The organism is Streptomyces sp. NPDC057963, assembly GCF_042887155.1.
Taxonomy (GTDB): Bacteria; Actinomycetota; Actinomycetes; order Streptomycetales; family Streptomycetaceae; genus Streptomyces.
Window position 1 is genome coordinate 679636 of the sequence record NZ_JBHVPX010000001.1, and the last position, 20934, is coordinate 700569.

General features: G+C 70.8%; 22 protein-coding genes. 7 read left to right on the top strand and 15 right to left on the bottom strand.

Features of this window, described 5'->3' with window-relative positions:
• Positions 1 to 56: 56 nt before the first annotated feature.
• The 6 genes from rlmB to ACFVT1_RS03145 all read right to left on the bottom strand — a co-directional run bounded on the left by rlmB (position 57) and on the right by ACFVT1_RS03145 (position 5384).
• Complete coding sequence (gene rlmB / locus ACFVT1_RS03120) at positions 57 to 1013, bottom strand: 23S rRNA (guanosine(2251)-2'-O)-methyltransferase RlmB (RefSeq protein ID WP_389791990.1); 957 nt, start codon at positions 1011 to 1013, stop codon at positions 57 to 59.
• 83 nt (positions 1014 to 1096) lie between these two features.
• A complete protein-coding gene (gene cysS, locus ACFVT1_RS03125; RefSeq protein ID WP_389791992.1) occupies positions 1097 to 2500 on the bottom strand; it encodes a cysteine--tRNA ligase in 1404 nt (467 codons plus the stop codon).
• Positions 2501 to 2581: 81 nt separating this feature from the next.
• Positions 2582 to 2986, bottom strand: a complete 405-nt coding sequence (locus ACFVT1_RS03130; RefSeq protein WP_389791994.1) for a PPOX class F420-dependent oxidoreductase — start codon at positions 2984 to 2986, stop codon at positions 2582 to 2584.
• Between the two features lie 342 nt (positions 2987 to 3328).
• The gene (ispF, locus tag ACFVT1_RS03135) at positions 3329 to 3832 is read right to left on the bottom strand and encodes a 2-C-methyl-D-erythritol 2,4-cyclodiphosphate synthase (RefSeq protein WP_389791996.1); all 504 of its coding nucleotides are present in this window, start codon (positions 3830 to 3832) and stop codon (positions 3329 to 3331) included.
• Positions 3822 to 4568, bottom strand: a complete 747-nt coding sequence (ispD, locus tag ACFVT1_RS03140; RefSeq protein WP_389791998.1) for a 2-C-methyl-D-erythritol 4-phosphate cytidylyltransferase — start codon at positions 4566 to 4568, stop codon at positions 3822 to 3824. Before ispD ends, ispF begins: the two co-directional genes overlap by 11 nt.
• A 333-nt stretch (positions 4569 to 4901) precedes the next feature.
• Positions 4902 to 5384, bottom strand: a complete 483-nt coding sequence (locus tag ACFVT1_RS03145) for a CarD family transcriptional regulator (RefSeq protein ID WP_006380568.1) — start codon at positions 5382 to 5384, stop codon at positions 4902 to 4904.
• 628 nt (positions 5385 to 6012) lie between these two features.
• On the opposite strand from ACFVT1_RS03145, the gene ACFVT1_RS03150 reads away from it, so the two are divergent.
• Positions 6013 to 6684: a DUF461 domain-containing protein gene (locus ACFVT1_RS03150; RefSeq protein WP_389792000.1), complete on the top strand. Its 672-nt coding sequence runs from the start codon at positions 6013 to 6015 to the stop codon at positions 6682 to 6684.
• An 85-nt stretch (positions 6685 to 6769) separates the two neighbouring features.
• Here the strand turns inward: ACFVT1_RS03150 and ACFVT1_RS03155 are convergent, their stop codons facing one another.
• Together ACFVT1_RS03155 and ACFVT1_RS03160 are read right to left on the bottom strand one after the other, a co-directional pair.
• The gene (locus ACFVT1_RS03155; RefSeq protein WP_030977814.1) at positions 6770 to 7450 is read right to left on the bottom strand and encodes a response regulator transcription factor; all 681 of its coding nucleotides are present in this window, start codon (positions 7448 to 7450) and stop codon (positions 6770 to 6772) included.
• Positions 7447 to 8721, bottom strand: coding sequence for an ATP-binding protein (locus ACFVT1_RS03160; protein WP_362206462.1), 1275 nt, complete (start codon positions 8719 to 8721; stop codon positions 7447 to 7449). Before ACFVT1_RS03160 ends, ACFVT1_RS03155 begins: the two co-directional genes overlap by 4 nt.
• A 197-nt stretch (positions 8722 to 8918) precedes the next feature.
• Between ACFVT1_RS03160 and phoU the strand changes: the two genes are divergently transcribed.
• Both phoU and ACFVT1_RS03170 read left to right on the top strand, forming a co-directional pair.
• A complete protein-coding gene (phoU, locus tag ACFVT1_RS03165; protein WP_362206461.1) occupies positions 8919 to 9596 on the top strand; it encodes a phosphate signaling complex protein PhoU in 678 nt (225 codons plus the stop codon).
• Positions 9597 to 9802: 206 nt separating this feature from the next.
• Positions 9803 to 9952: a hypothetical protein gene (locus ACFVT1_RS03170; protein WP_389792003.1), complete on the top strand. Its 150-nt coding sequence runs from the start codon at positions 9803 to 9805 to the stop codon at positions 9950 to 9952.
• Between the two features lie 342 nt (positions 9953 to 10294).
• On the opposite strand, the gene ACFVT1_RS03175 is transcribed toward ACFVT1_RS03170, so the two are convergent.
• The gene (locus tag ACFVT1_RS03175; RefSeq protein ID WP_389792005.1) at positions 10295 to 11587 is read right to left on the bottom strand and encodes an MDR family MFS transporter; all 1293 of its coding nucleotides are present in this window, start codon (positions 11585 to 11587) and stop codon (positions 10295 to 10297) included.
• 238 nt (positions 11588 to 11825) lie between these two features.
• On the opposite strand from ACFVT1_RS03175, the gene ACFVT1_RS03180 reads away from it, so the two are divergent.
• Complete coding sequence (locus ACFVT1_RS03180) at positions 11826 to 12584, top strand: phosphoglyceromutase (RefSeq protein ID WP_389792007.1); 759 nt, start codon at positions 11826 to 11828, stop codon at positions 12582 to 12584.
• Between the two features lie 436 nt (positions 12585 to 13020).
• Here the strand turns inward: ACFVT1_RS03180 and ACFVT1_RS03185 are convergent, their stop codons facing one another.
• Positions 13021 to 13623, bottom strand: coding sequence for a hypothetical protein (locus tag ACFVT1_RS03185; protein WP_389792009.1), 603 nt, complete (start codon positions 13621 to 13623; stop codon positions 13021 to 13023).
• A 135-nt stretch (positions 13624 to 13758) separates the two neighbouring features.
• On the opposite strand from ACFVT1_RS03185, the gene ACFVT1_RS03190 reads away from it, so the two are divergent.
• Positions 13759 to 14007 (top strand): hypothetical protein, encoded by a 249-nt coding sequence (locus ACFVT1_RS03190; protein WP_362206441.1) that lies wholly within the window; start codon positions 13759 to 13761, stop codon positions 14005 to 14007.
• On the top strand, positions 14004 to 14246 hold the full coding sequence (locus ACFVT1_RS03195) for a hypothetical protein (protein ID WP_362206440.1): 243 nt from the start codon (positions 14004 to 14006) through the stop codon (positions 14244 to 14246). The genes ACFVT1_RS03190 and ACFVT1_RS03195 overlap by 4 nt, the downstream gene beginning before the upstream one ends.
• Before the next feature lie 45 nt (positions 14247 to 14291).
• On the opposite strand, the gene ACFVT1_RS03200 is transcribed toward ACFVT1_RS03195, so the two are convergent.
• From ACFVT1_RS03200 to mshA, 5 genes are all read right to left on the bottom strand, one after another.
• The gene (locus tag ACFVT1_RS03200) at positions 14292 to 14633 is read right to left on the bottom strand and encodes an SCO0607 family lipoprotein (protein WP_389792242.1); all 342 of its coding nucleotides are present in this window, start codon (positions 14631 to 14633) and stop codon (positions 14292 to 14294) included.
• 104 nt (positions 14634 to 14737) lie between these two features.
• Positions 14738 to 15532, bottom strand: a complete 795-nt coding sequence (locus tag ACFVT1_RS03205) for a hypothetical protein (RefSeq protein WP_389792011.1) — start codon at positions 15530 to 15532, stop codon at positions 14738 to 14740.
• A 344-nt stretch (positions 15533 to 15876) separates the two neighbouring features.
• Entirely contained in the window at positions 15877 to 17493 is a 1617-nt protein-coding gene (locus tag ACFVT1_RS03210) for a glycosyl hydrolase family 28-related protein (protein WP_389792244.1), read from the bottom strand.
• A 392-nt stretch (positions 17494 to 17885) separates the two neighbouring features.
• Positions 17886 to 18404 carry a YbjN domain-containing protein gene (locus ACFVT1_RS03215; RefSeq protein ID WP_389792013.1) on the bottom strand — a complete coding sequence of 173 codons (519 nt, stop codon included), beginning with the start codon at positions 18402 to 18404 and terminating at the stop codon, positions 17886 to 17888.
• Complete coding sequence (mshA, locus tag ACFVT1_RS03220; protein ID WP_389792015.1) at positions 18397 to 19749, bottom strand: D-inositol-3-phosphate glycosyltransferase; 1353 nt, start codon at positions 19747 to 19749, stop codon at positions 18397 to 18399. Before mshA ends, ACFVT1_RS03215 begins: the two co-directional genes overlap by 8 nt.
• A gap of 220 nt (positions 19750 to 19969) precedes the next feature.
• On the opposite strand from mshA, the gene ACFVT1_RS03225 reads away from it, so the two are divergent.
• A complete protein-coding gene (locus ACFVT1_RS03225; protein ID WP_389792017.1) occupies positions 19970 to 20761 on the top strand; it encodes a class I SAM-dependent methyltransferase in 792 nt (263 codons plus the stop codon).
• Positions 20762 to 20934 lie beyond the last annotated feature (173 nt).

Sequence of the window (20934 nt, forward strand, 5' to 3'; positions counted from 1 at the left end):
CGTCAATGGGTCGGGCGGGGGGCGCCCCGGACGGCCGCCCCCCGGCCGGGCGTACCTCAGGCCCGGCGCCGCGCGACCTCGTACAGGACGATCCCGGCGGCGACACCCGCGTTCAGCGACTCCGCGCCGCCCGGCATCGAGATGCGGACCCGGTAGTCGCAGGTCTCGCCGACGAGGCGGCCGAGGCCCTTGCCCTCACTGCCGATGACGATGACGACGGGGCCGCCGAGCGCCTCCAGGTCCTCGACGGTGTGCTCACCGTCCGCGGCGAGGCCGACGACCGTGATGCCGGCCTTCTGGTAGCCCTCCAGGGCCCGGGTCAGGTTCGTCACCCGGGAGACCGGCGTACGGGCCGCCGTGCCCGCCGAGGACTTCCAGGCGCCCGCCGTCATCCCGGCCGCGCGCCGCTCGGGCACGACCACGCCGTGACCGCCGAACGCGGAGACGGAGCGGACGATCGCGCCCAGGTTGCGCGGGTCGGTGACGCCGTCGAGGGCGACGATCAGCGGGTCCTCGCCGTTGTCGTACGCCGCCGCGGTGAGGTCCTCGGGGTGCGCGTACTCGTACGGCGGGACCTGGAGGACGAGGCCCTGGTGGTTCAGGCCGTTCGTCATCCGGTCCAGCTCGGGGCGCGGGGCCTCCATCAGGTTGATGTTGCCGCGCTCACCGGCGAGCTGGAGCGCGTCGCGGACCCGCTCGTCGTTGTCGATGTACTGCTGGACGTACAAGGTCGTCGCCGGGACGCCGTCGCGCAGCGCCTCGTAGACCGGGTTGCGGCCGACGACCATCTCGGACGTGCCCTTGACGCCGCCGCGCCGCGGGGCGGGGCGGCGGGCCGCGGCCTGCTTGGCCTGGGCGTTGGCGACGCGGTTCTTCTTGTGCCCCTTGCGGGCGGAGGCGGGCGGCGTCGGGCCCTTTCCTTCGAGGCCACGGCGTCGCTGCCCGCCGCTGCCGACCTGCATGCCCTTCTTGTTGGACGTGCGGCGGTTCCTGCGCTGGCTGTTCCCGGCCATGACCTACCTGTTTCGTTGCTTCTCAGACATGCGTACGTAAGTGAAGTGTGCCGCCCGGAACGCCGGGCGGCACACCGTGGGGACTACTGGCGCGGGCCGAGTGTCCACCGTGGTCCGGCCGGGCTGTCCTCGATGACGAGGCCGGACTGGTTGAGCTGGTCGCGAATGGCGTCGGCGGCGGGCCAGTCCTTGCGCTCGCGGGCCGACTGGCGCTGGTCCAGGACGAGGCGTACGAGCGTGTCGACGACCCCGTGCAGATCGTCGCCGCGGTCGCTCTCACCCGCCCAGTGGTCGTCGAGCGGGTCGAGGCCGAGGACGCCGAGCATCGCGCGGACCTCCGCGAGCCGGGCGACGGCGGCTTCCTTGTCGTCGGCGGCGAGCGCGGAGTTGCCCTGGCGGACCGTGGTGTGGACGATCGCGAGCGCCTGCGGGACGCCCAAGTCGTCGTCCATCGCCTCGGCGAACGCCGGCGGCACCTCGGTCGCGGGCTCGACCGTCTCGCCCGCCTTCTCGGTGACGCGCTGGACGAAGCCCTCGATCCGCGCGAACGCGGACTCGGCCTCGCGCAGCGCCTCCTCGCTGTACTCGATCATCGACCGGTAGTGCGGGGTGCCGAGGTAGTAGCGCAGCACGATCGGACGCCACTGCTTGACCATCTCGCTGACCAGCACCGAGTTGCCGAGCGACTTCGACATCTTCTCGCCGGACATGGTGACCCAGCCGTTGTGCACCCAGTACTTCGCGAACGTGTCACCGAACCCCTTGGCCTGGGCGATCTCGTTCTCGTGGTGCGGGAAGATCAGGTCGATGCCGCCGCCGTGGATGTCGAAGGCGGTGCCGAGGTACTTGTGGGCCATGGCGGAGCACTCCAGGTGCCAGCCGGGCCGGCCGCGGCCCCACGGGGTCTCCCAGCTGGGCTCGCCCGGCTTGGACGCCTTCCACATCGCGAAGTCGCGCTGGTCGCGCTTGCCGGTCTCGCCCTCGCCGGACGGCTGGCGCAGATCGTCCAGGTCCTGGTTGGAGAGCTCCAGGTAGCCCGGGAAGGAGCGCACGTCGAAGTAGACGTTGCCGTCGGCCGCGTAGGCGTGACCGCGCTCGATCAGGCCCCGCATCATCTCGATCATCTCGGTGATGTGGCCGGTCGCGCGCGGTTCGTACGTGGCCGGGAGGCAGCCGAGCGCGTCGTAGCCGGCGTTGAACGCCCGCTCGTTCTCGTACCCGATGGCCCACCACGGGCGGCCCTGCTCGGCCGACTTCGTGATGATCTTGTCGTCGATGTCGGTGACGTTCCGGATGAACGTGACGTCGTAGCCGCGGTACTCGAACCAGCGGCGCATGATGTCGAAGTTCAGCCCGGACCGGATGTGCCCGATGTGCGGGGCGGCCTGGACAGTCGCGCCACAGAGGTAGATCGAGACACAGCCCGCTGTGAGCGGGACGAAGTCACGGATCTGCCGGGCGCTGGTGTCGTACAGGCGAATAGTCACGCCTCAAGGGTAGTGGGCGCGCACCAGTGCCCCGCGACCCCTTGGCGATCGCGGGGAAAAGTCTGCGGCGGCGGAGTGTCCCTAGATGCGTCCGACGACCTTCCGCGGGGTGATCCGGACGACCACGCGCTCGCCGTCGTCACCGGCCGCAGGGTTGAACTCCGCGTACCTCTTGCCGGTGTACTTCACGGACAGCTCGTCGATGAGCTCCTGGCCGCCCTCGGTGGTGAGCGCCGCGGTGCCGCGGATCTCTGCGTACGTGTACGGGGCGTCGAAGGGCTGCACGACGACGGAGACCCGCGGGTCGCGGCTCAGGTTCTGCTCCTTGCGGCGGCCTGCCGTCGTCGAGACGAGCAGGTCGTCGCCGTCGCGCTTCACCCAGACCGGGGAGACCTGGGGGCTGCCGTCGGGCTGGATGGTGGCGACGGTGACGAAGACGGGGGTGTCGAGAAGCGCCTTGAGTTCTGCGGAGAGTGCGGCGGTCATGGCGTACGTCCTCCAGTGGGGATCGGTGGTGCCTCTACCCGTACCCCAACCCCGCGTCGCCGCTCGCGCTTCCCGTTCCTGCCCACCGGAAAGGTCAAGGCGAGCGCGGCGCCCGCGAACGGCACGGCGGCGAGTACCGCCCACCGGGCCGGGTCGGGCCGGGTCGGGCCGGTCCGGGCCGGGCACCTGGAGCAGGGCCCCGGTGCCGCGCTGCCGCCGAGGACGGCGAGCCCGGAGACGGACGACAGGGCTCCGGTGGCGAGTCCGACCTGCCGGCCGTCGACCAGACCCCGCACGAGGCCCCGTGCGGCCGGGACCAGCAGGTCAGGGCCGTGCGGCAGGTCAGTCCGTGCGGTAGACCAGCGCGGTCGCGATCCCGGCGAGGCCCTCGGCCCGCCCGGTGAAGCCGAGCCCGTCGGAGGTGGCGGCGGAGAGCGAGACGGGCGCCCCCACGGCGGCCGACAGCACCCGCTGCGCCTCGTCGCGCCGCTTGCCGATCTTCGGCCGTACGCCGACGACCTGCACGGCCACGTTGCCGATCTCGAAGCCCTCGGCCCGGACGATCCGCGCCGCCTCCGTCAGCAGGGTGACCCCGGCCGCGCCGGACCACTCGGGCCGCCCGGTGCCGAAGTGCTGCCCGAGGTCGCCGAGCCCGGCGGCCGAGAAGAGGGCGTTGCACGCGGCGTGCGCGACGACATCGGCGTCGGAGTGCCCGGCCAGGCCGGGGCCCTCGCCCTCCCACAGCAGCCCCGCGCACCACAGCTCGCGGCCCTCCTCGAAGGCGTGGATGTCCGTGCCGATCCCGACGAGCGGAATCACGGGCCCGGCGCCCTGCTCAGAAGCCATCGTTCGCCCTCCTGCGCGCGAGTACCGCCTCGGCCAGCACCAGATCCAGTGGCCGGGTCACCTTGAACGCCTCTTCGTGCCCGGGTACGACCACGACGAGCGCCCCGAGCCGTTCCACCATGCCCGCGTCGTCCGTGGCGCCCTCGCCGCTGACGGCGACGGTCCGGTGCGCGCGCACGAGCGTCTCGCGATCGAAGCCCTGCGGTGTCTGGACGGCGCGCAGCCGGGCCCGGACGGGCGTGCCGAGCACCGGCTCCGGCTCGCCCGGCCCACCCGGCTCGACCTCCTTGACGGTGTCGGCGAGCGGCAGCGCGGGGACGACGGCGGGCGCGCCGTCCCGCACCGCCTCGATCACCGCGTCCACGGTGTCGACGGGCACCAGCGGGCGCGCCGCGTCGTGGACGAGGACGACGGAGACGTCCTCGGGCAGGGCGTCGAGGCCGATCCGCACCGAGTCCTGGCGGGTGTCGCCGCCGGGTACGACGAGGAAATCGGTGCGCTCGGGCAGGGCGTGCTCGTCGAGCAGGTTCTTGACCTCGGCGGCACCGTCCGGCGGCGCCACGACGACGACCAGGGAGACGGAACGGGACGCGGCCATGGCCCGAACCGCGTGGATGAGCATGGGCGTCCCGCCCAGCGCGCGGAGCGCCTTGGGGGCACCCGGGCCGAGCCGTACGCCGCGGCCGGCCGCGGGAATCACGGCGGCCGTGCGGTACGGGCGCGATAGATCAGACATCGGTTGCACTCCGAAGCTTCGGCATGTTTGTTTCCCTCACCGACATGGGTATGGCCACAAGCGAGCCGGGCGCCACGCCCTGACTCGACCGGGCCCTTTCCGTGACACCCGGTCGGCGTCGGACAAGCCGCACCGGCCGCTCGGGATCGGCTGCACAAGATCGCGAGCAACGTATCGGGGGGATTGCGTGTGAAGCCAACGCATGGGTGGGTCGGGATGTAATCCGGACACACCGTGGCTGAATCCGAACATGCCGCAGCGCCCGACGACATACCGTGTTTACGGTTGTCAGCGGGCACCGCGACAGATTCTTTAAGGCCGGCGCGCGCCGGTTCAGGACGCGAGTACCTCGTCGAGCAGAGCCTCGGCCTTGTCTTCGTTCGTGTTCTCCGCGAGAGCGAGCTCGCTCACCAGAATCTGGCGAGCCTTGGCGAGCATCCGCTTCTCACCTGCGGAGAGTCCACGCTCGCGCTCACGACGCCACAGGTCGCGAACCACTTCGGCGACCTTGATGACATCGCCGGAGGCGAGCTTCTCCAGATTTGCCTTGTAGCGCCGGGACCAGTTCGTCGGCTCTTCGGCATACGGTGCGCGCAGCACCTCGAAGACCCGGTCCAGCCCCTCCTGCCCGACTACATCGCGTACGCCCACGAACTCCGCATTGTCCGCCGGCACACGAACCGTCAAGTCGCCCTGGGCGACCTTGAGCACCAAGTAGGTCTTGTCCACGCCTTTGATCTGGCGAGTTTCGATAGCCTCGATCAGCGCGGCCCCGTGATGGGGATAGACCACGGTGTCGCCAACCTTGAACGTCATGTGACAGGTACCCCTTCCGTGGCTATCAAGAGTAACACGAGAACAGCTTCTCCTGAATGGCGTTTTCGCAGGTCAGGGCATATCTCGGGGCTTGACAACAGCAACACGTACGTGCTGCGGAAGGCTCACGGGAGACGGTATTCGCAGGTCGGAGCGGCTGTACGGGCGAGGTGAAACGCGGACGTTACACCCATCCGAACCCCCCTCTGAAGTGACTGAACGTCCCGTTTTGCCTGGTTCCGGATGATGAACTTTACGTACTCCGTTCGGAGATCGATCACCCGTGCGGACGTAAGTGTGGTTGATCAATGGATATTGATCAGTGCCCCGATGCGATCGGATATACGAGCGGAATGCGCCACGCTCCATGAATTGATCACCGGCGATATGTGAACGGTGCGTGTCGACCGGATTCGGTGATGCAACGGCCCCCGAACCCCTGCCCGGGGCGGCCCGGAACGGCGCCCGCCCCGGAAGCGCCGCGGCACGAAGGAACGCCAAGGGGCGGGTCGGGTGCGGGGCGGGAGGGGCGGCTCGGTAGCCTAAGGCCGCTGACACACCCTTAGGGCGGCTTTAAGCCGCTCACCCCCCCGTCCGCAGTCCGAACGTTCAAGGAGTTGCCGCCGCCGTGAGCCGCAGCCTTCGACACGGCGCTCTCGCCGCCACAGCCATCGTGTTCTCGATCGCCTCGCTCGCCGCGTGCGGTGCGGGCAATGACGCAGCGACGCTCAAGGTCAGGCCGGACTCTGCTGCCACCGCCTCCGGTGACATCAGCATCCAGAACGCGAACGTCATCACCCAGCCCGAACGTAACGCCGAGGGCCCGGCCGTCGTCAGCGCGACGCTGTTCAACAGCGGCACCAAGCCGCAGACCCTGGATGCCCTCACGCTGCCGGGCACGAGCGCCGCGGTGCAGCTGCACGCCGCCAAGGGCAAGGGGCCCGTCGTGGTCCCGGCCGGCGGCAGGGTGGTTCTCGGCGGCAAGGGCAATGCCTCCGCTGTGATCGAGAACGGCCGCGAGGCCGCGCAGGCGGGCAATGTGCAGCCCGTCGTCTTCAAGTTCAGCTCCACCGGGGAGATCTCCCTGGGCGCGTTCGTCGTTCCGGCGAGCAGCTACTTCGAGGGCTTCGGCCCGAGCTCGCTGCCGGTGGCGCCGTCGAAGTCGTCCGCGACGCCCTCCGGTTCCACCTCCGCAAACCCGGGAGCGCCCGGCGAGTCCGGCTCCGAGGCCGACTCCGAGTCCACGGGCGACGCGGTCCTCCCGGGCGACGCCGCGTCCGCCTCGACGCAGACCGACTGACCGGCTGACCGTACGCGGGCACGTGAACGGCGGAGGGCGCCCTCCCTTTCGGGGGGGCGCCCTCCGCCGTCGCGTACGGGCCGGTCTACGGCTCGAACTTGTACCCCAGGCCCCGCACCGTCACCAGGAAGCGCGGCGCACCCGGGTCGGGCTCGATCTTGGCGCGCAGGCGCTTGACGTGGACGTCGAGGGTCTTGGTGTCGCCCACGTAGTCCGCGCCCCAGACCCGGTCGATCAGCTGCATGCGGGTCAGGACCCGGCCCGCGTTGCGCAGCAGCATCTCCAGCAGGTCGAACTCCTTGAGCGGGAGATCGACCTTGCCGCCGGAGACCGTGACGACGTGGCGGTCCACGTCCATCCGGACCGGGCCCGCCTCCAGGGCGGCCGGTGTGACCTCCTCCGGCTCACCGCGGCGGCGCAGCACCGCGCGGATGCGGGCCACGAGCTCCCGCGAGGAGAACGGCTTGGTGACGTAGTCGTCGGCTCCTATTTCCAGGCCGACGACCTTGTCGATCTCGCTGTCCTTGGCCGTGACCATGATCACGGGGACGTTGGACCTGCTGCGCAGTTGACGGCAGACCTCCGTACCGGGCAGGCCCGGCAGCATCAGGTCGAGCAGCACGAGGTCGGCGCCGTTGCGCTCGAACTCGTCGAGCCCGTCCGGGCCCGTCGCCGCGATGGCGACTTCGAAACCCTCCTTGCGCAGCATGTACGACAGGGCGTCGCTGAAGGATTCCTCATCCTCGACGACGAGCACTCGGGTCACGGAAGGACCTCCGGGGCAGGGAATGGTTCAAGGGTGTCGGGGTGAGCGGGTCCGCAGGGGCCCTCGTCGCCATTGACGATGAGCGGTCCGCCCGAGCTGCGGTCCCGTTCCCGTACGGAGCCCGCTTCGGGCAGCCGCAGGGTGAAGGTGGAGCCCTGGCCCTCCGAGCTCCAGACCGTGACCTCCCCGCCGTGCGAGGCGGCCACGTGTTTGACGATGGCGAGGCCGAGGCCGGTGCCACCGGTGGCCCGTGAGCGGGCCGGGTCGACGCGGTAGAAGCGTTCGAAGACCCGCTCGCGGTCCTTCTCCGAGATGCCGATGCCCTGGTCGGTCACGGCTATCTCGATCTGGTCCCCGCCGGGTACGGACAGCCGCCTGGCGGCGATGCCCACTCGGGTACGGGCGGGGCTGTAGTTGACGGCGTTCTCGACGAGGTTGCCGAGCGCCGCGGCGAGCTGGCCTCGGTTGCCCCAGATACGGAGCTCCGCGGTGCCGCCCGCCGCCATGGTGATCTGCTTCGAGCCGGCCTGCTGGCGGCAGCGGTCGATGGCCTCGGCCACCAGTTCGTCCACCCGGACCGGTTCGGCATCCTCCAGCGGGTCGTCGTTCTGCACCCGGGAGAGGTCGATGATCTCCTGTACGAGGTTGGTCAGCCTGGTCGCCTCGATCTGCATCCGCCCGGCGAACCGCTCCACCGCCTCCGGGTCGTCGGAGGCGTCCGTCACGGCCTCGGAGAGCAGCGAGAGCGCGCCGACCGGGGTCTTGAGCTCGTGGCTGACATTGGCGACGAAGTCGCGCCGTACCGCTTCGATACGGCGGGCCTCGGTGAGGTCCTCGACCAGCAGGAGCACCAGCCGGGAGCCCAGCGGGGCGACCCGGGCGGAGACCGCCAGGGCCTCGCCGCGGCCCGTACCGCGCCGGGGGAGGTCCAGTTCGACCTGCCGTATCTCACCGTCGCGGCGGGTGTCCCTGGCCATGTTCAGCATCGCTTCGACGGCGAGCCGCCCACCCCTGACCAGTCCCAGCGCATAGGCGGCGGAGCTGGCCTTGACCACGCTGTCGCTCTCGTCGAGCACGACCGCAGAGGAGCTGAGCACGGAAAGGACCGTGTCCACGCCCGGGGGGAGGGGGGCATTGCTGTCGGGCCGCAGGGAGGTGCGCGTCGGCTTCTTCTGGTCGCGCTCGCTCCAGCGGAACGCAAGCATGGCGATCACGCCGGTACACGCACCGCCGATCGCCGCAGCTGCGGCGACTGCCGCGTTCACGTCCATACGTCAAGGTTATGCGGGTCCGGGAGGACTCTCCCAGCCATCCGAGTGCGTATCCGAACACTCGTCGCCCAGAGTTCACCCGGGAGCAAGGGTTGATTCACTTGCGCGGCCGGAAGTCGACGCGTACGCCCCCCAGGGTGGCAGCGTGGGGTTCATACCTGGCCCCGGCCTACACAGAGGACTGGAGAGGGACTTCCATGCGTGACGCCTATCACGAGGAACTCGACTCGATCGGCGAGGGACTGGTCGAGATGGCCCGGCTCGTCGGGTCGGCGATCGGCCGGGCGACGACGTCCATGCTCGATGCCGATCTCAAGCTCGCGGAGAGCGTGATCGCCGCGGACCAGAAGGTCGACGACCTCCAGCACGACCTGGAGGCGCGGGCCATCGCCCTGCTCGCGCGCCAGCAGCCGGTGGCGACGGATCTGCGGATCGTGGTCACCTCGCTGCGGATGAGCGCCGACCTGGAGCGCTCGGGGGACCTCGCCCAGCACGTCGCCAAGCTGGCCCGGCTGCGGTTCCCGGCATCGGCGGTGCCGCACGACCTGCACGCCACCATTCTGGAGATGGGGCAGCTGGCGCAGCGCCTGATGGCCAAGGCGGCCGAGGTGATCATCACCAAGGACGTCGACCTGGCACTTCAGCTGGAGCAGGACGACGACGAGATGGACCTGCTGCACCGCACGCTGTTCCAGCACCTGATGGACGACCGCTGGAAGCACGGCATCGAGACGGCCGTCGATGTGACGCTGCTCGGCCGCTACTACGAGCGCTTCGCCGACCACGCGGTGTCGGTCGCCAAGCGCGTGGTCTACCTGGTGACGGGTGAGCACGCCGACGAGATCCAGCAGCAGACGGCGGTGGAGGGCGCGTAGCCGCGGGCACGGACCCAGCGGCGGTGGGGGTATTGGGCGTACGCGGTCGCATTCGGTCGCACAGGTGTCTCTGCATGTGTGCGCCGTTGATGCGCCCGCCGGGGTGGGGATGCAATGGGGCGGGGCGGCACGCCTTGGCCGTACGCCCCGGTCGTACGCGCGTCGCCGTGGCGTACGGCCCTGTCGTACGCCTTGAAGGAGGAACCATGGCCGATTCCCCCACGACCGAACCCCGGCAGGAGGCACCCGCCGACGTGGTGCACCTGCCCCTGCTCGGCGCCTGCGGATGCGGCTCGGGCTGCGGATGCGGCTGCCAGTCCGGGGCCCCGTGCCAGTGCGGTGGCTGCTGCGGCTGACAGGCCGCCGCGGAAGCCGAAGGGCGCCCCGCCCGGAGCAAGCCATTCGCTGCTCCGGGCGGGGCGCCGTCGTGTGCGGACGCGGCGGGGCGTGCCGGCTCCCGTGGGTGGTGTCGCGGCAACGTGACACCTGCCGGGCCAAGTGTCACGTTCCCGGCGACCACCCATCCCACGCCCGGACCACGACGATCACGCCACCCGACCCACCCTGCCCCGCAGCCCCGACACCACCGGCTGAAGACAAGCCCGCTCCCACCAGTGACCTCGCAGCAACGTGACACCCACCACGCCAAGTGTCACGTTCCCCGACAATCACCCCACCCCACACCCGGACCACAACGATCAAGCCACCTGGTCCACCGTGCCCTGCGGCACGGACGCTTCTGCCTCGGACACCGGCACCGCCGCCCCCACCGTCTCCTCCGCCGCCGGAAGCGCCCGCATCAGCAGCCAGTAGCCGAGCGCGGCCGCCGTCCCCAGGACCGCACACGTTCCCCACAGCCACTCCGCACCGAAGCGGTCGATCACCACACCCGACATCAGCGGCGCGATCAGCGCGGCGGCGGACCACGACATCGTGTACATGCCCTGATAGCGCCCGCGACCCCGGACCGGCGAGAGCCGGACCACCAGACTGCTCTGGATCGGTGAGTTGACGATCTCGGCGACCGTCCAGACGCAGATGGTCAGCGCGTACACGGCGACGGATCCGGCGAAGGCCGTGAGTCCGAATCCGTACCCCGCCAGCAACGACGACACGATGAGCAGCCGACGCGGATCGCGATGCTGGATGAAGCGGGTGACCGGGATCTGGAGCACCACGATCAGCACACCGTTGACGGCGATGGCGGTGCCGAAGTCGGAGCTGGAGAACCCGTCCGTCCCCATGGCCACCGGCAGCCCCACGTACCCCTGCTGGAAGATCAGCGCGATCACGAAGGACAGCCCGACGACGCTCATGAACCGCCCGTCGCGCAGCACGGTGGAGAGCCGGACCTCGTCCGGTCCCCCGACCGCGCGACCGGCCACCGCCGGCTTCTCGGGCCGCGACTCGGGCACCTTCATGAAGACGACGAAGGCGCAGACCAGCGTCATCGCGGCCTCGCCGAGGAACCCGGCGAGATAGCTGTACTCGGCGACGAATCCGGCCCCGGCCGAGGAGACGGCGAAGCCGAGGTTGATCGCCCAGTAGTTGAGCGAGAAGGCCCGCACCCGGTCCTCGGGCCGGACGATGTCGGCCATCATGGCCTGCACGGCGGGCCGCGAAGCGTTGCTGGCCATGCCGACGACGAAGGCGACGGCCGCGATCGCCACCGGGTGGACCATGAACCCGAGGACGGCCACGGACACGGCGGTCGAGGTCTGCGCGATGAGCATGGTGGGCCGTCGGCCCAGCCGGTCGGTCATCACCCCCGCCCCGAGCGAGGAGACGACCCCGCCGAGCCCGTGCAGCGCCGCGACCAGACCGGCGTACGAGGCGGAGTAGCCCCGGTCCAGGGTCAGGTAGAGCGCCATGAAGGTGGCGACGAACGCCCCGAGGCGGTTGACCAGAGTGCTGGTCCACAACCACCAGAACTCCCTGGGGAGACCGGACACGGATTCACGTGCGGCCCGTCTGAGCCCGGCGACAGACATGCGGAATCCCCCCAGGGAAGTACGGAACGAACACCATCGGTAAGAGGTCCGATGGCCATCCGAACATTACGAATCCCGGTTTCCGGACCGCCAGTCAATTGACGCCGACCGTCAATCGTCCTGCTCCCCGGCTCCCCACGCACCCTCGCACTCCCCTGCTGTCCCCCTGTTGTCCCCCACCTGTCCGCCCTGTGACCGGCCGCGCAGCGCCCGTATGCCGTCGATTACGCTCGGACCCATGGCCGACGCACCGTACAAGCTGATCCTCCTCCGCCACGGCGAGAGCGAATGGAACGCGAAGAACCTGTTCACCGGATGGGTGGACGTCAACCTCACGGAGAAGGGCGAGAAGGAGGCAGTCCGCGGCGGTGAGCTGCTCAAGGACGCCGGCCTGCTCCCCGACGTCCTGCACACCTCCCTCCAGAAGCGCGCCATCCGCACCGCGCAGCTCGCGCTGGAATCCGCGGACCGCCACTGGATCCCCGTCCACCGTTCCTGGCGGCTGAACGAGCGCCACTACGGTGCCCTGCAGGGCAAGGACAAGGCACAGACGCTCGCCGAATTCGGCGAGGAGCAGTTCATGCTCTGGCGCCGCTCGTACGACACCCCGCCGCCCGCCCTGGAGGACGGCACCGAGTTCTCGCAGAGCGACGACCCGCGCTACGCGACGATCCCGCCGGAGCTGCGTCCGCGCACCGAGTGCCTCAAGGACGTCGTCGTCCGCATGCTGCCGTACTGGTACGACGGCATCGTCCCGGACCTCCTGGCCGGCCGCACGGTCCTGGTCGCCGCCCACGGCAACAGCCTCCGCGCCCTGGTCAAGCACCTCGACGGCATCTCCGACGCCGACATCGCGGGCCTGAACATCCCGACCGGCATCCCGCTCGCCTACGAGCTGGACGCCGACTTCCGCCCGATCAAGCCGGGCGGCACGTACCTCGACCCGGACGCGGCGAAGGCCGCCATCGAGGCCGTGAAGAACCAGGGCAAGAAGTAGCCCCCACAGTCGGACGCGCCCCCGCCTGCGGTTCACCGCGGGCGGGGGCTTGTCGTTGCGTGCGGGCGCCCGCAGGTCGTCGGCCCGGCGAGGCCGGGCACGGAAACGGACGGGCGGAAACGGACGGGGCCGGGTGCCTCTGCGGTTTGCGAGCCTGGCGTGGACGACGGCTTCTCGCACGGGAAGCACGGCCAGTACGCCGTGGCGCCGCGTCCCACGGCAGCCCTCGCCCGGTCCTGGGCCGCTCCACCGACGGCCCGCTCCCCCACCGCCCCCAGCCGCAGTTCGCGCCGCCTCCCCCACCGCCCCCAGCCGCAGTTCGCGCCGCCTCCCCCCTCACACCCAGCCGCAGTTCGCGCCTCCTTCACCTCGGGCGCGGCGAAGGCCGCCGTCGAGGCCACCTCCTGCCGGATCGTGCGGCCCCGATTCCGCGGCATCATTCCGGGCCCAACGCCCGTCCGATACGCGCCGCGAGCGTGCCCCACGGCCGGCAGGCGACCACCGGCAGCGCGTGCGGGCGGGCCTGGTCGCCGAGCCATCGCGAATACGCCGCGCTGACCCGCGCCCGATGCCGCTGCACACCGCTCCCGGGCTCCCGGGCGGCGTAGTTGGCGGTGATCCGCTCCGGATCCTCCTCGTGCAGGAACACCGCCCGCACGCGGCGGCCCGATGCCGAGCCCTCGTGAATCGCCGCCGCGGCGGCGGCCGGGGTGAGGTAGTCGCCCTCGATCACGGCGGGCACATCGACGGTCAGGCGGTTGCGTACGACGCCGAGCACCGCGGGTTCCAACGCGCGGGCGGTGGCGATCTGAAGGTTCAGCACCTGCTCGACCGCGAGCTGCGCGATGTCGGGGATGTCGTCGAAGTGGTGGACGGCGGGGTGGTGTTCGGCCGTGGTCATGGCCTCGACGGCGCTGACCACGTCGTCGAACTCGACCACGAACCCCTGTGCGTCAGCGGCCAGTTGGAGGGCCACTCGGCTCTTGCCGACACCGGACGCTCCACCGATCAGCAATATGTCCCATGATGTTCCAGTCACGGTGGAAACGTATCGCGTGGGCTCCGCGTCCGCCTCCGACCCTGGCGCTACGGTGGCCCAAGTACCGGCCCGTACACGGGCGGAGCCGATCGGGCGGGCCGTGCGGAGAGAGCAAGGAGAGCGGGGAGAGCAATCATGGGCGAGCCCCTGAAGACCTTCGTCGGCGGCGCCGAAGTCGACGTGCCCAACAGCATTCCGGACATCCGGGCAACCCTGCCCGAGGAGAGACGCGAGGAGTTCGACCGCGCCATCAACGGCGCCGGTGTGGACCAGATCCAGGCGGTCATGCGGCACTGGATGCTGGAGGCCGTTCCCGATCCGGAGGCCGAGAAGATCCTGGACCGGCTGGCGCAGGACGAGGCCGAGAGGCGGAGCGTCGCTTGAGCTTCCGCATCTCCTACGCCCCGCCCGCCGACGACACCCTGGCCAAGATGCGTGACGGTGAGCCCTTCCGCGACGAGATGGCTCGCACCCTGGGCCTCGACCCGTACGGGCACGGGTCGTCGGCCGTCAAGAGCGAGCGCGACCGCCGCGAGGCGACGGTCGCCGGGGCGATCGTCCTCTATTACGTCTCCGGTTCGGTCCTGACCGTCACCGTGGTGAGACTCGTCCCGCTGCCCTGAATCCGCGCCGGGCAGGTGCGCCGGCCGCCCACGGGCGGGACCGGCTCACTGCCCGGATTCCGCCGGAACCCCGGTGATCCTGCCGCTCTCGTCCACGGTGTGGGTCTCCCAGTACGTGTCCCACTTGTCGCCCACGTGCTGGGGAACCTTGCCCTCCGGGTAGCGGACGTATCCCTTCGGCGGATCCTCGCCGTTGGGCACGCACGCCGATCCGGTGCTCCCGACGGTCATGACGGGATACTCGCCGCCGCCGCAACTCGCGTCCTGGAGCGAGCAGCCCGCGGTCAGCATCGCCGCGGTCACAGAGGCCAGGGCGATCCCCACCGCGAACCGGCCCGCGCGGCGCCCGCGGCTGTTCGCGGATGCCACACGGCCGCGTCGGTCCATTCCGTGCACAGGTGCCTCCCTCGGGGCGGTTGGTAGGCCCAGCCTGCCCGGAGAGCGGGACATCGGTCGTGAGTACGCATACTCACTCGGGTCCGTGCGGGTCCCTAGGCCAGTTTCGCGGCCTGCGCCTCGACCACCGCGGTCGGCAGCTCGAAGTCGCCACCCCCGCCCATCGTGGCCAGGTTCATCGAGGAGAACGAGGCGAACGAGGGGCCCTGGCGCATGGCCACGAGCTTGAACTGGATCTTCTCCCCGTCCTGTTCCACCTGCACCGTCCAGGCGGCCGCGTCCTCCCCGCCCTTGATGCGCTCCTCGGTGATCTTGCTGACCTTCTGCTTCTCACCGGCCGCCGTGAAGTCGAACCCACCCGCGCATTCGGTGGCCGCGGTACGCAGCGAGGCGACCGACTCCTCCGCACCCTTGCCGTCGTACGAGCCGAGGGCCAACTGCGTCGTCGTGATGTCGAACGCCGCCTTGAACGCCTCTTCGGCATCCGCGTCGTCCTGCTTGTCCATGCTGCCCTTCTTGGGCTCACTGACGACGGTCCGCTTGGTGAACGCGCCGGGCTCACCGACCTGCGCGCCCATCAGCGCGTCGGCGAGCGGGGCGCAGACCTTCTTCTCGACCTTGATGTCGTCGACGGAGATCATGTCTTTGGCCGCGACCTCGGAAACCTTGTGTCCCTTGACGTCGCCCTGGGCCAGCGCGACCTTCTCCAGCTCGGCGGCGGTCAGCGCCTTGGCCGCCGGCTTCGCGGCCGCGGACCCCTTGCCCTTGGCGTCCGCCCCCTTGCCGTCCGAGTCGGAGCCGGAGTCCGAGCCGCCGCAGCCGGCGGCGAACAGGGCCAGGGACACCGCGGCGGCGGCAACAGCGGTACGGCGTACGGCGGTGGATCGCATGGGTCCGGTCCGTCTCTCTGATCTGGGGTCTTCGGGTTTTGCACACTCTATGAGCGAGAGTTGGTTTGTTGATCAATAAAGAAGGGCACGGGATGCGATCGTGACGGCGCCGTGATCATCCTGTGAAGGCACCCCTCTCTCTCCCAAGCCCTCCCGGATACCGATACCAAGGGGCATTTCCTCCCATACGGAGGAATAAGGCAACTGCCGGTGCTCATCGCGCTGTTGGCGTACGACGGAGGGCAGCACCGCCGCACCTCCCCCTCGCCGCATTCCCCTTCGCAGGAGGCGCGTTCGGCGCCGCGGGCGAGGGGCCGGATACCGGCCCGCGGCGCCCACCCGGCTCAGAGGCGGACGGCGCGCTGGGCCTCGTGGAGGTTGGGCGGCCACACCGCTCCGGGTGATCCGTACGCCTCCAGCCTGGTGTGCAGATCGCCGGTGAAGTCGGGGACGTCGATCTGGTCGAACTCCGTCACCTCGCTGACGCCGACGGTCGCGCTGTACGGGGCGAGCCCGTCGATCCGCATCAGGCCGGCCCGGCCGTTGGTGACCCGGATGTTCCAGTGCGTGAAGCGGGCGCCGAAGAGCGGGCCCGCGCTCGCGTCGCCACCGTGCCGGCCGTTGTTGTCGACCGTGATGTCGGTACGCACGTCGGCGAACGGCATGCCGCGGTGGGAGTCGAACGTTCCCATCTCCATCACACCGCGCGACCAGACGTTGTAACTGGACAGCCCTTCGACGTTGATGCCGTGCAATTGCGTTCCGGCGGGTGCCGGGACGGTGCGACGCTCGATCGTGAAGTCCTCGACGAGGTTGTCGTGCGAGCCCTCGCGGCAGTAGTAGGGGTGGTGCGAGCCGCGCCCCGCGACCCGTGTACGGCGCAGGGTGCAGGCGGAAGCGCCGATCAGTCCGAAGCCGTTGTCGACGTGGCGGACGGTGATGTCGTCGGCCCAGCAGTCGTACGCACACTGGAACGCGACCCCGTTGTACCCCTTGTCGAGCAGGTGCTGCGACTGCGGGGTCTCGACCGCTTCGAGCGTGAGGCCCTCGACGCCGGAGCCCGTGAGCGGAGTGACGAGAGTGGTCAGGCGGGGATCCCACTCGGGGCGGACGTCGAGCGGAAGCGGACGTTCCAGCATGACCCTGTGCCCGTGTAGGGAGGCGACGCGGACCGGCCACTCGTAGGGGACGTACGAGGTCAGCTTGGTCTTGTCGTCCCAGTCGTACGCCTCGGGACCGGGGCCGCCACCGGCCATGTGTTCCAGGAGCGTGTGGTCGGCGTCGTCGGCGAGGCGGAGCAGGACGAGCCCGCCGCGCTTCAGCTTCCGGGGGTCCCGGACGGTGATCACGCGGTCCCCCTGCCGGGCGGGTGCGACGGCGGTCAGGGTCCGCCACTCGTCGCGCCGGTTGCCGGTCCAGCCCTCGAAGGGCCACTCCTTCGCCCGGATCGCGTCGGTGAGCGCGGCCCAACGGCCCTTCGGGCAGAGCCAGATGAGGCCCCCGGCCCAGGACCAGCTGGACTTGTCGCCGCCGTACCGGCTGCCGTACACACCGATCAGCTCGGTGAGGTTCCTGGTCGCGTACAGCTTGGTGCGCGCGCTGCCCGCGCCGCGCACCACCACGTCGCTGTGGCCGATCCGGATGATGTCGTCGATGCGGTACGTGCCCGCCGGGATGAGCACCGTGCCGCCGCCGTGCTCTCCGGCGGCGGCGATGGCACGGTTGATCGCGGGGGCGGCGTCGGCGGAACTGTCCGGCTTCGCACCGTAGTGCAGGACGTTGGCGACGAAGCCGCGGCCCGCGCGGTGGCGGGGCAGGTCGGAGCCGCCGCGGTAGCCGGCCCGGCCGATGAAAGGGACCTGGGGGTGGGTGAAGGGGGCGGCGGCGAACTCCCGCCAGAGGGCGGTGGCGTGCGGGCCACCGGCCGAGGCCCCGCGGCCCGTGGCGGTTCCGGTGACCATGGAGGACGCCGCGGCGGTTCCGGTGCCCGCGGCGGGCGCCGCGGCGGTTCCGGTGCTCGTCGCGGATGCCGTACCGCCGCCGAGGGTGCCGGTGGCCGTCGCCGCGACGACGGCCACCGCGCTGCCGAGCAGTCCGCGTCTGCTGATGTTCCCTACGTTCCGCATGTCTTCCCTGGTCGCCATGAACCCGAGCCGCCCTTCATGCATGTGAACGATGTTCATAGCTGCGTCGGCGGTGAGCATGCCACGGGCTCCGGCACGGCGAAAGAGGTCGCGCGCCGAAGAAAATGCGGGCAAAACCGCATGCGGAGAAAGTTGCAGGCGGAGGAAGTCGGGCAGGGAAAGTCAGGAGGAAGGCCGACCGGTCCGGCCGGTCGAGCCTCGCACGGAGATCAGCCGACCGGACGCTGGGTCAGATGCGTGAAGGCGTCCAGATTCCTGGTGGACTCGCCGCGCGACACCCGCCACTCGTACTCCTTGCGGATCGCGCTCGCGAAACCCAGCTCCAGCAGGGTGTTGAAGGAGTCGTCGGCCGCTTCCAGCACCGCGCCGAGCAGCCGGTCCAGCTCCTGCGGGGTGACCACGGAGAGCGGCAACTTGCCGACCAGGTAGATGTCGCCGAGCCGGTCGATCGCGTAGCTCACGCCGAAGAGGCGGAGGTTGCGCTCCAGCAGCCAGCGGTGGACCGCCGCGTCGTTCTCGTCCGGGTGGCGGACGACGAAGGCGTTGAGGGAGAGCGAGTGCTTGCCGACCCGCAGCGAGCAGGTGGTGGACAGCTTGCGCGTACCGGGCAGCTGGACGACGTAGCCACCGGGTTCGGGGCTCTCCCATTCGAGCCCGGCGTCCGCCAGGGTCGCCTCGATGACCTGCGCGACCTGCGTCGTCGCCGCTGTACCGGGTGCGTCAGCCATGGTGCGAGCGTACGCGACGGCGGTGTTCGTACATCGCGGCCGTGTACACGTCGGCGGTCGCCGCCGCGGCGGTGTCCCAGCCGAAGCGCTGGGCGTGCGCGGCGGCCGCGGCCCCCATCCGGGCGACCAGTTCCGGCGCATCGGCGAACCGGGCCAGCGCCTCTGCGTACGCCTGCGGGTCGTGCCCGGGTATCAGGAAGCCGCTGACCCCGTCCCGCACCGCCACCGGGAGACCACCCACGGCCGCCGCGACGACCGGGGTGCCCGACGCCTGGGCCTCGATGGCGACCAGGCCGAAGGATTCGCTGTGCGAGGGCATGACCAGCACGGACGCGGCCCGGAACCAGTCGGCGAGCCGGTCCTGTCCGACCGGCGGCTGGAACCGTACGACATCGGCGATGCCCAGCCGCGCCGCCAGCTTCTGCAGCCCCTCCGGTTTGGCGAGCCCGCTCCCGCTGGGGCCGCCGACGACCGGTACGACCGTTCGGGAGCGCAGCGAGGGATCGCGGTCCAGCAGGGCGGCGACGGCCCGCAGCAGCACGTCCGGGGCCTTCAGCGGCTGGATGCGGCCGGCGAAGAGCGGGACCAGGGCGTCCTTCGGCAGTCCGAGCCGTGCCCGGGCCGCGGCGCGGCCGTCGGCGGGGCGGAATCGGTCCAGGTTGACCCCGGGGTGGACGACGGCGACGGACCCGGGATCCGCCTCGTAGAAGCGGACGAGCTCGGCCGCCTCCTCGGCGGTGTTGGCGATCAGCCGGTCGGCCGCCTTGACGATCTGCGTCTCGCCGATGACGCGGGCGGCGGGCTCGGGGGTGTCGCCCTCCGCGAGCGACGCGTTCTTGACCTTGGCCATGGTGTGCATGGCGTGGACGAGCGGGACGCCCCAGCGCTCGGCGGCGAGCCAGCCGACGTGGCCGGAGAGCCAGTAGTGGGAGTGGACCAGGTCGTAGTAGCCGGGGCGCTGGCCGGCCCACGCCTGCATCACGCCGTGCGTGAAGGCGCAGAGCTGGGCGGGCAGCTCCTCCTTGGCCAGACCTTCGTACGGTCCCGCGTCGACGTGCCGGACCAGGACACCGGGGGCCAACTCGACCGCCGGGGGCAGCCCACCGGTGGTGGACCGGGTGAAGATCTCGACCTCGATGTTGATCGCGGCGAGACGCCTGGCCAGCTCCACGATGTAGACGTTCATGCCGCCCGCGTCACCCGTGCCCGGCTGGTGCAGCGGTGAGGTGTGCACGGAGAGCATCGCGATACGGCGGGGTTTGCGGTGGCCGCCGGGGAAGGTGGTGGGGAACCTGAGGCGCGGCGCGACGCGGCTGCTGCCGAGCCGGGAGACGTACTGGCTCACGTCGTCCGGTCCTCCTCACTCAGGGCATGACGGCGAAGGGACTCGAGCCCCTTGCAAGGGGCTGCAACAGTGGAATACCTCCTTTCATTTCCGCTTTACCAAATCATTACGGTGAAGGGGCCGCGCACCGGGGCGGGGCGGCGGGGCGCACGCCGGGCCGGGCGGCGGGGCCTGGCCCCGCACCGCCTCCCGCCCCCGCGGCATCGTTACGCTCGGTGTCATGCGCCCCATCGGCACCGCGACCCGCGGGACCACCAACCCGAACCGGCTCCGCCGCATGGACCGCTGGATCGCCGCCACCCACGGCCCGGCCCTGCGCCGCGCCGACGCCCCCGTCGCCGTCGACCTCGGGTACGGCGCCGCGCCCTGGACCGCCGTCGAGCTGCTCCAGCGCCTGCGCACCGCCGAGCCGCGCACGCAGGTGGCGGGCATCGAGATCGACCCGGAGCGGGTCGCGGCGGCGAAACCGTACGAACGCGAGGGCCTCACCTTCCTGCACGGCGGCTTCGAGATCCCGCTCCCCGTGCGCCCCGACCTCATCAGGGCGGCGAACGTGCTGCGCCAGTACGACGAGGACGAGGTCGCCGCGGTGTGGCAGCGGCTGTGCGGCCGCCTCGCGCCGGGCGGGCTCCTGGTGGAGGGGACGTGCGACGAGATCGGGCGCCGGCACGTATGGGTGGCGCTCGGCCCGGAGGGTCCGCGCACGGTGACGTTCGCGACCCGGCTCGGCTCCCTGGAGCGCCCCTCCGACCTCGCGGAACGCCTGCCCAAGGCGCTGATCCACCGGAATGTGCCGGGCGAACCGGTCCACGCCTTCCTGCGGGACTTCGACCGGGCATGGGCCACGGCCGCCCCGTACGCCTCACTGGGAGCCCGGCAGCGCTGGATCACCGCCGTGCGGTCACTGTCGGCCGACTGGCCGCTGGCGGACGGGGTACGGCGGTGGCGCCAGGGCGAAGTCACGGTGAAATGGGCCGCCCTCCAGCCCGACCGACAGCCCAACACGCGCTGAACAGGTCCGGCGAACCCCTGTACGAGGAGGCGGGCGGGAACGGGGACGCGGCATCGTTCGTCCAGACGAGGGGGAGCGATTCCCGGGGTGTGGCGAGCAATCCCCGGGGCATCGGCCGACCCGTGTGACCGTCAGGACAGCAGGAGTGCCCCTCTGTTGCTTTTCGGTACGGC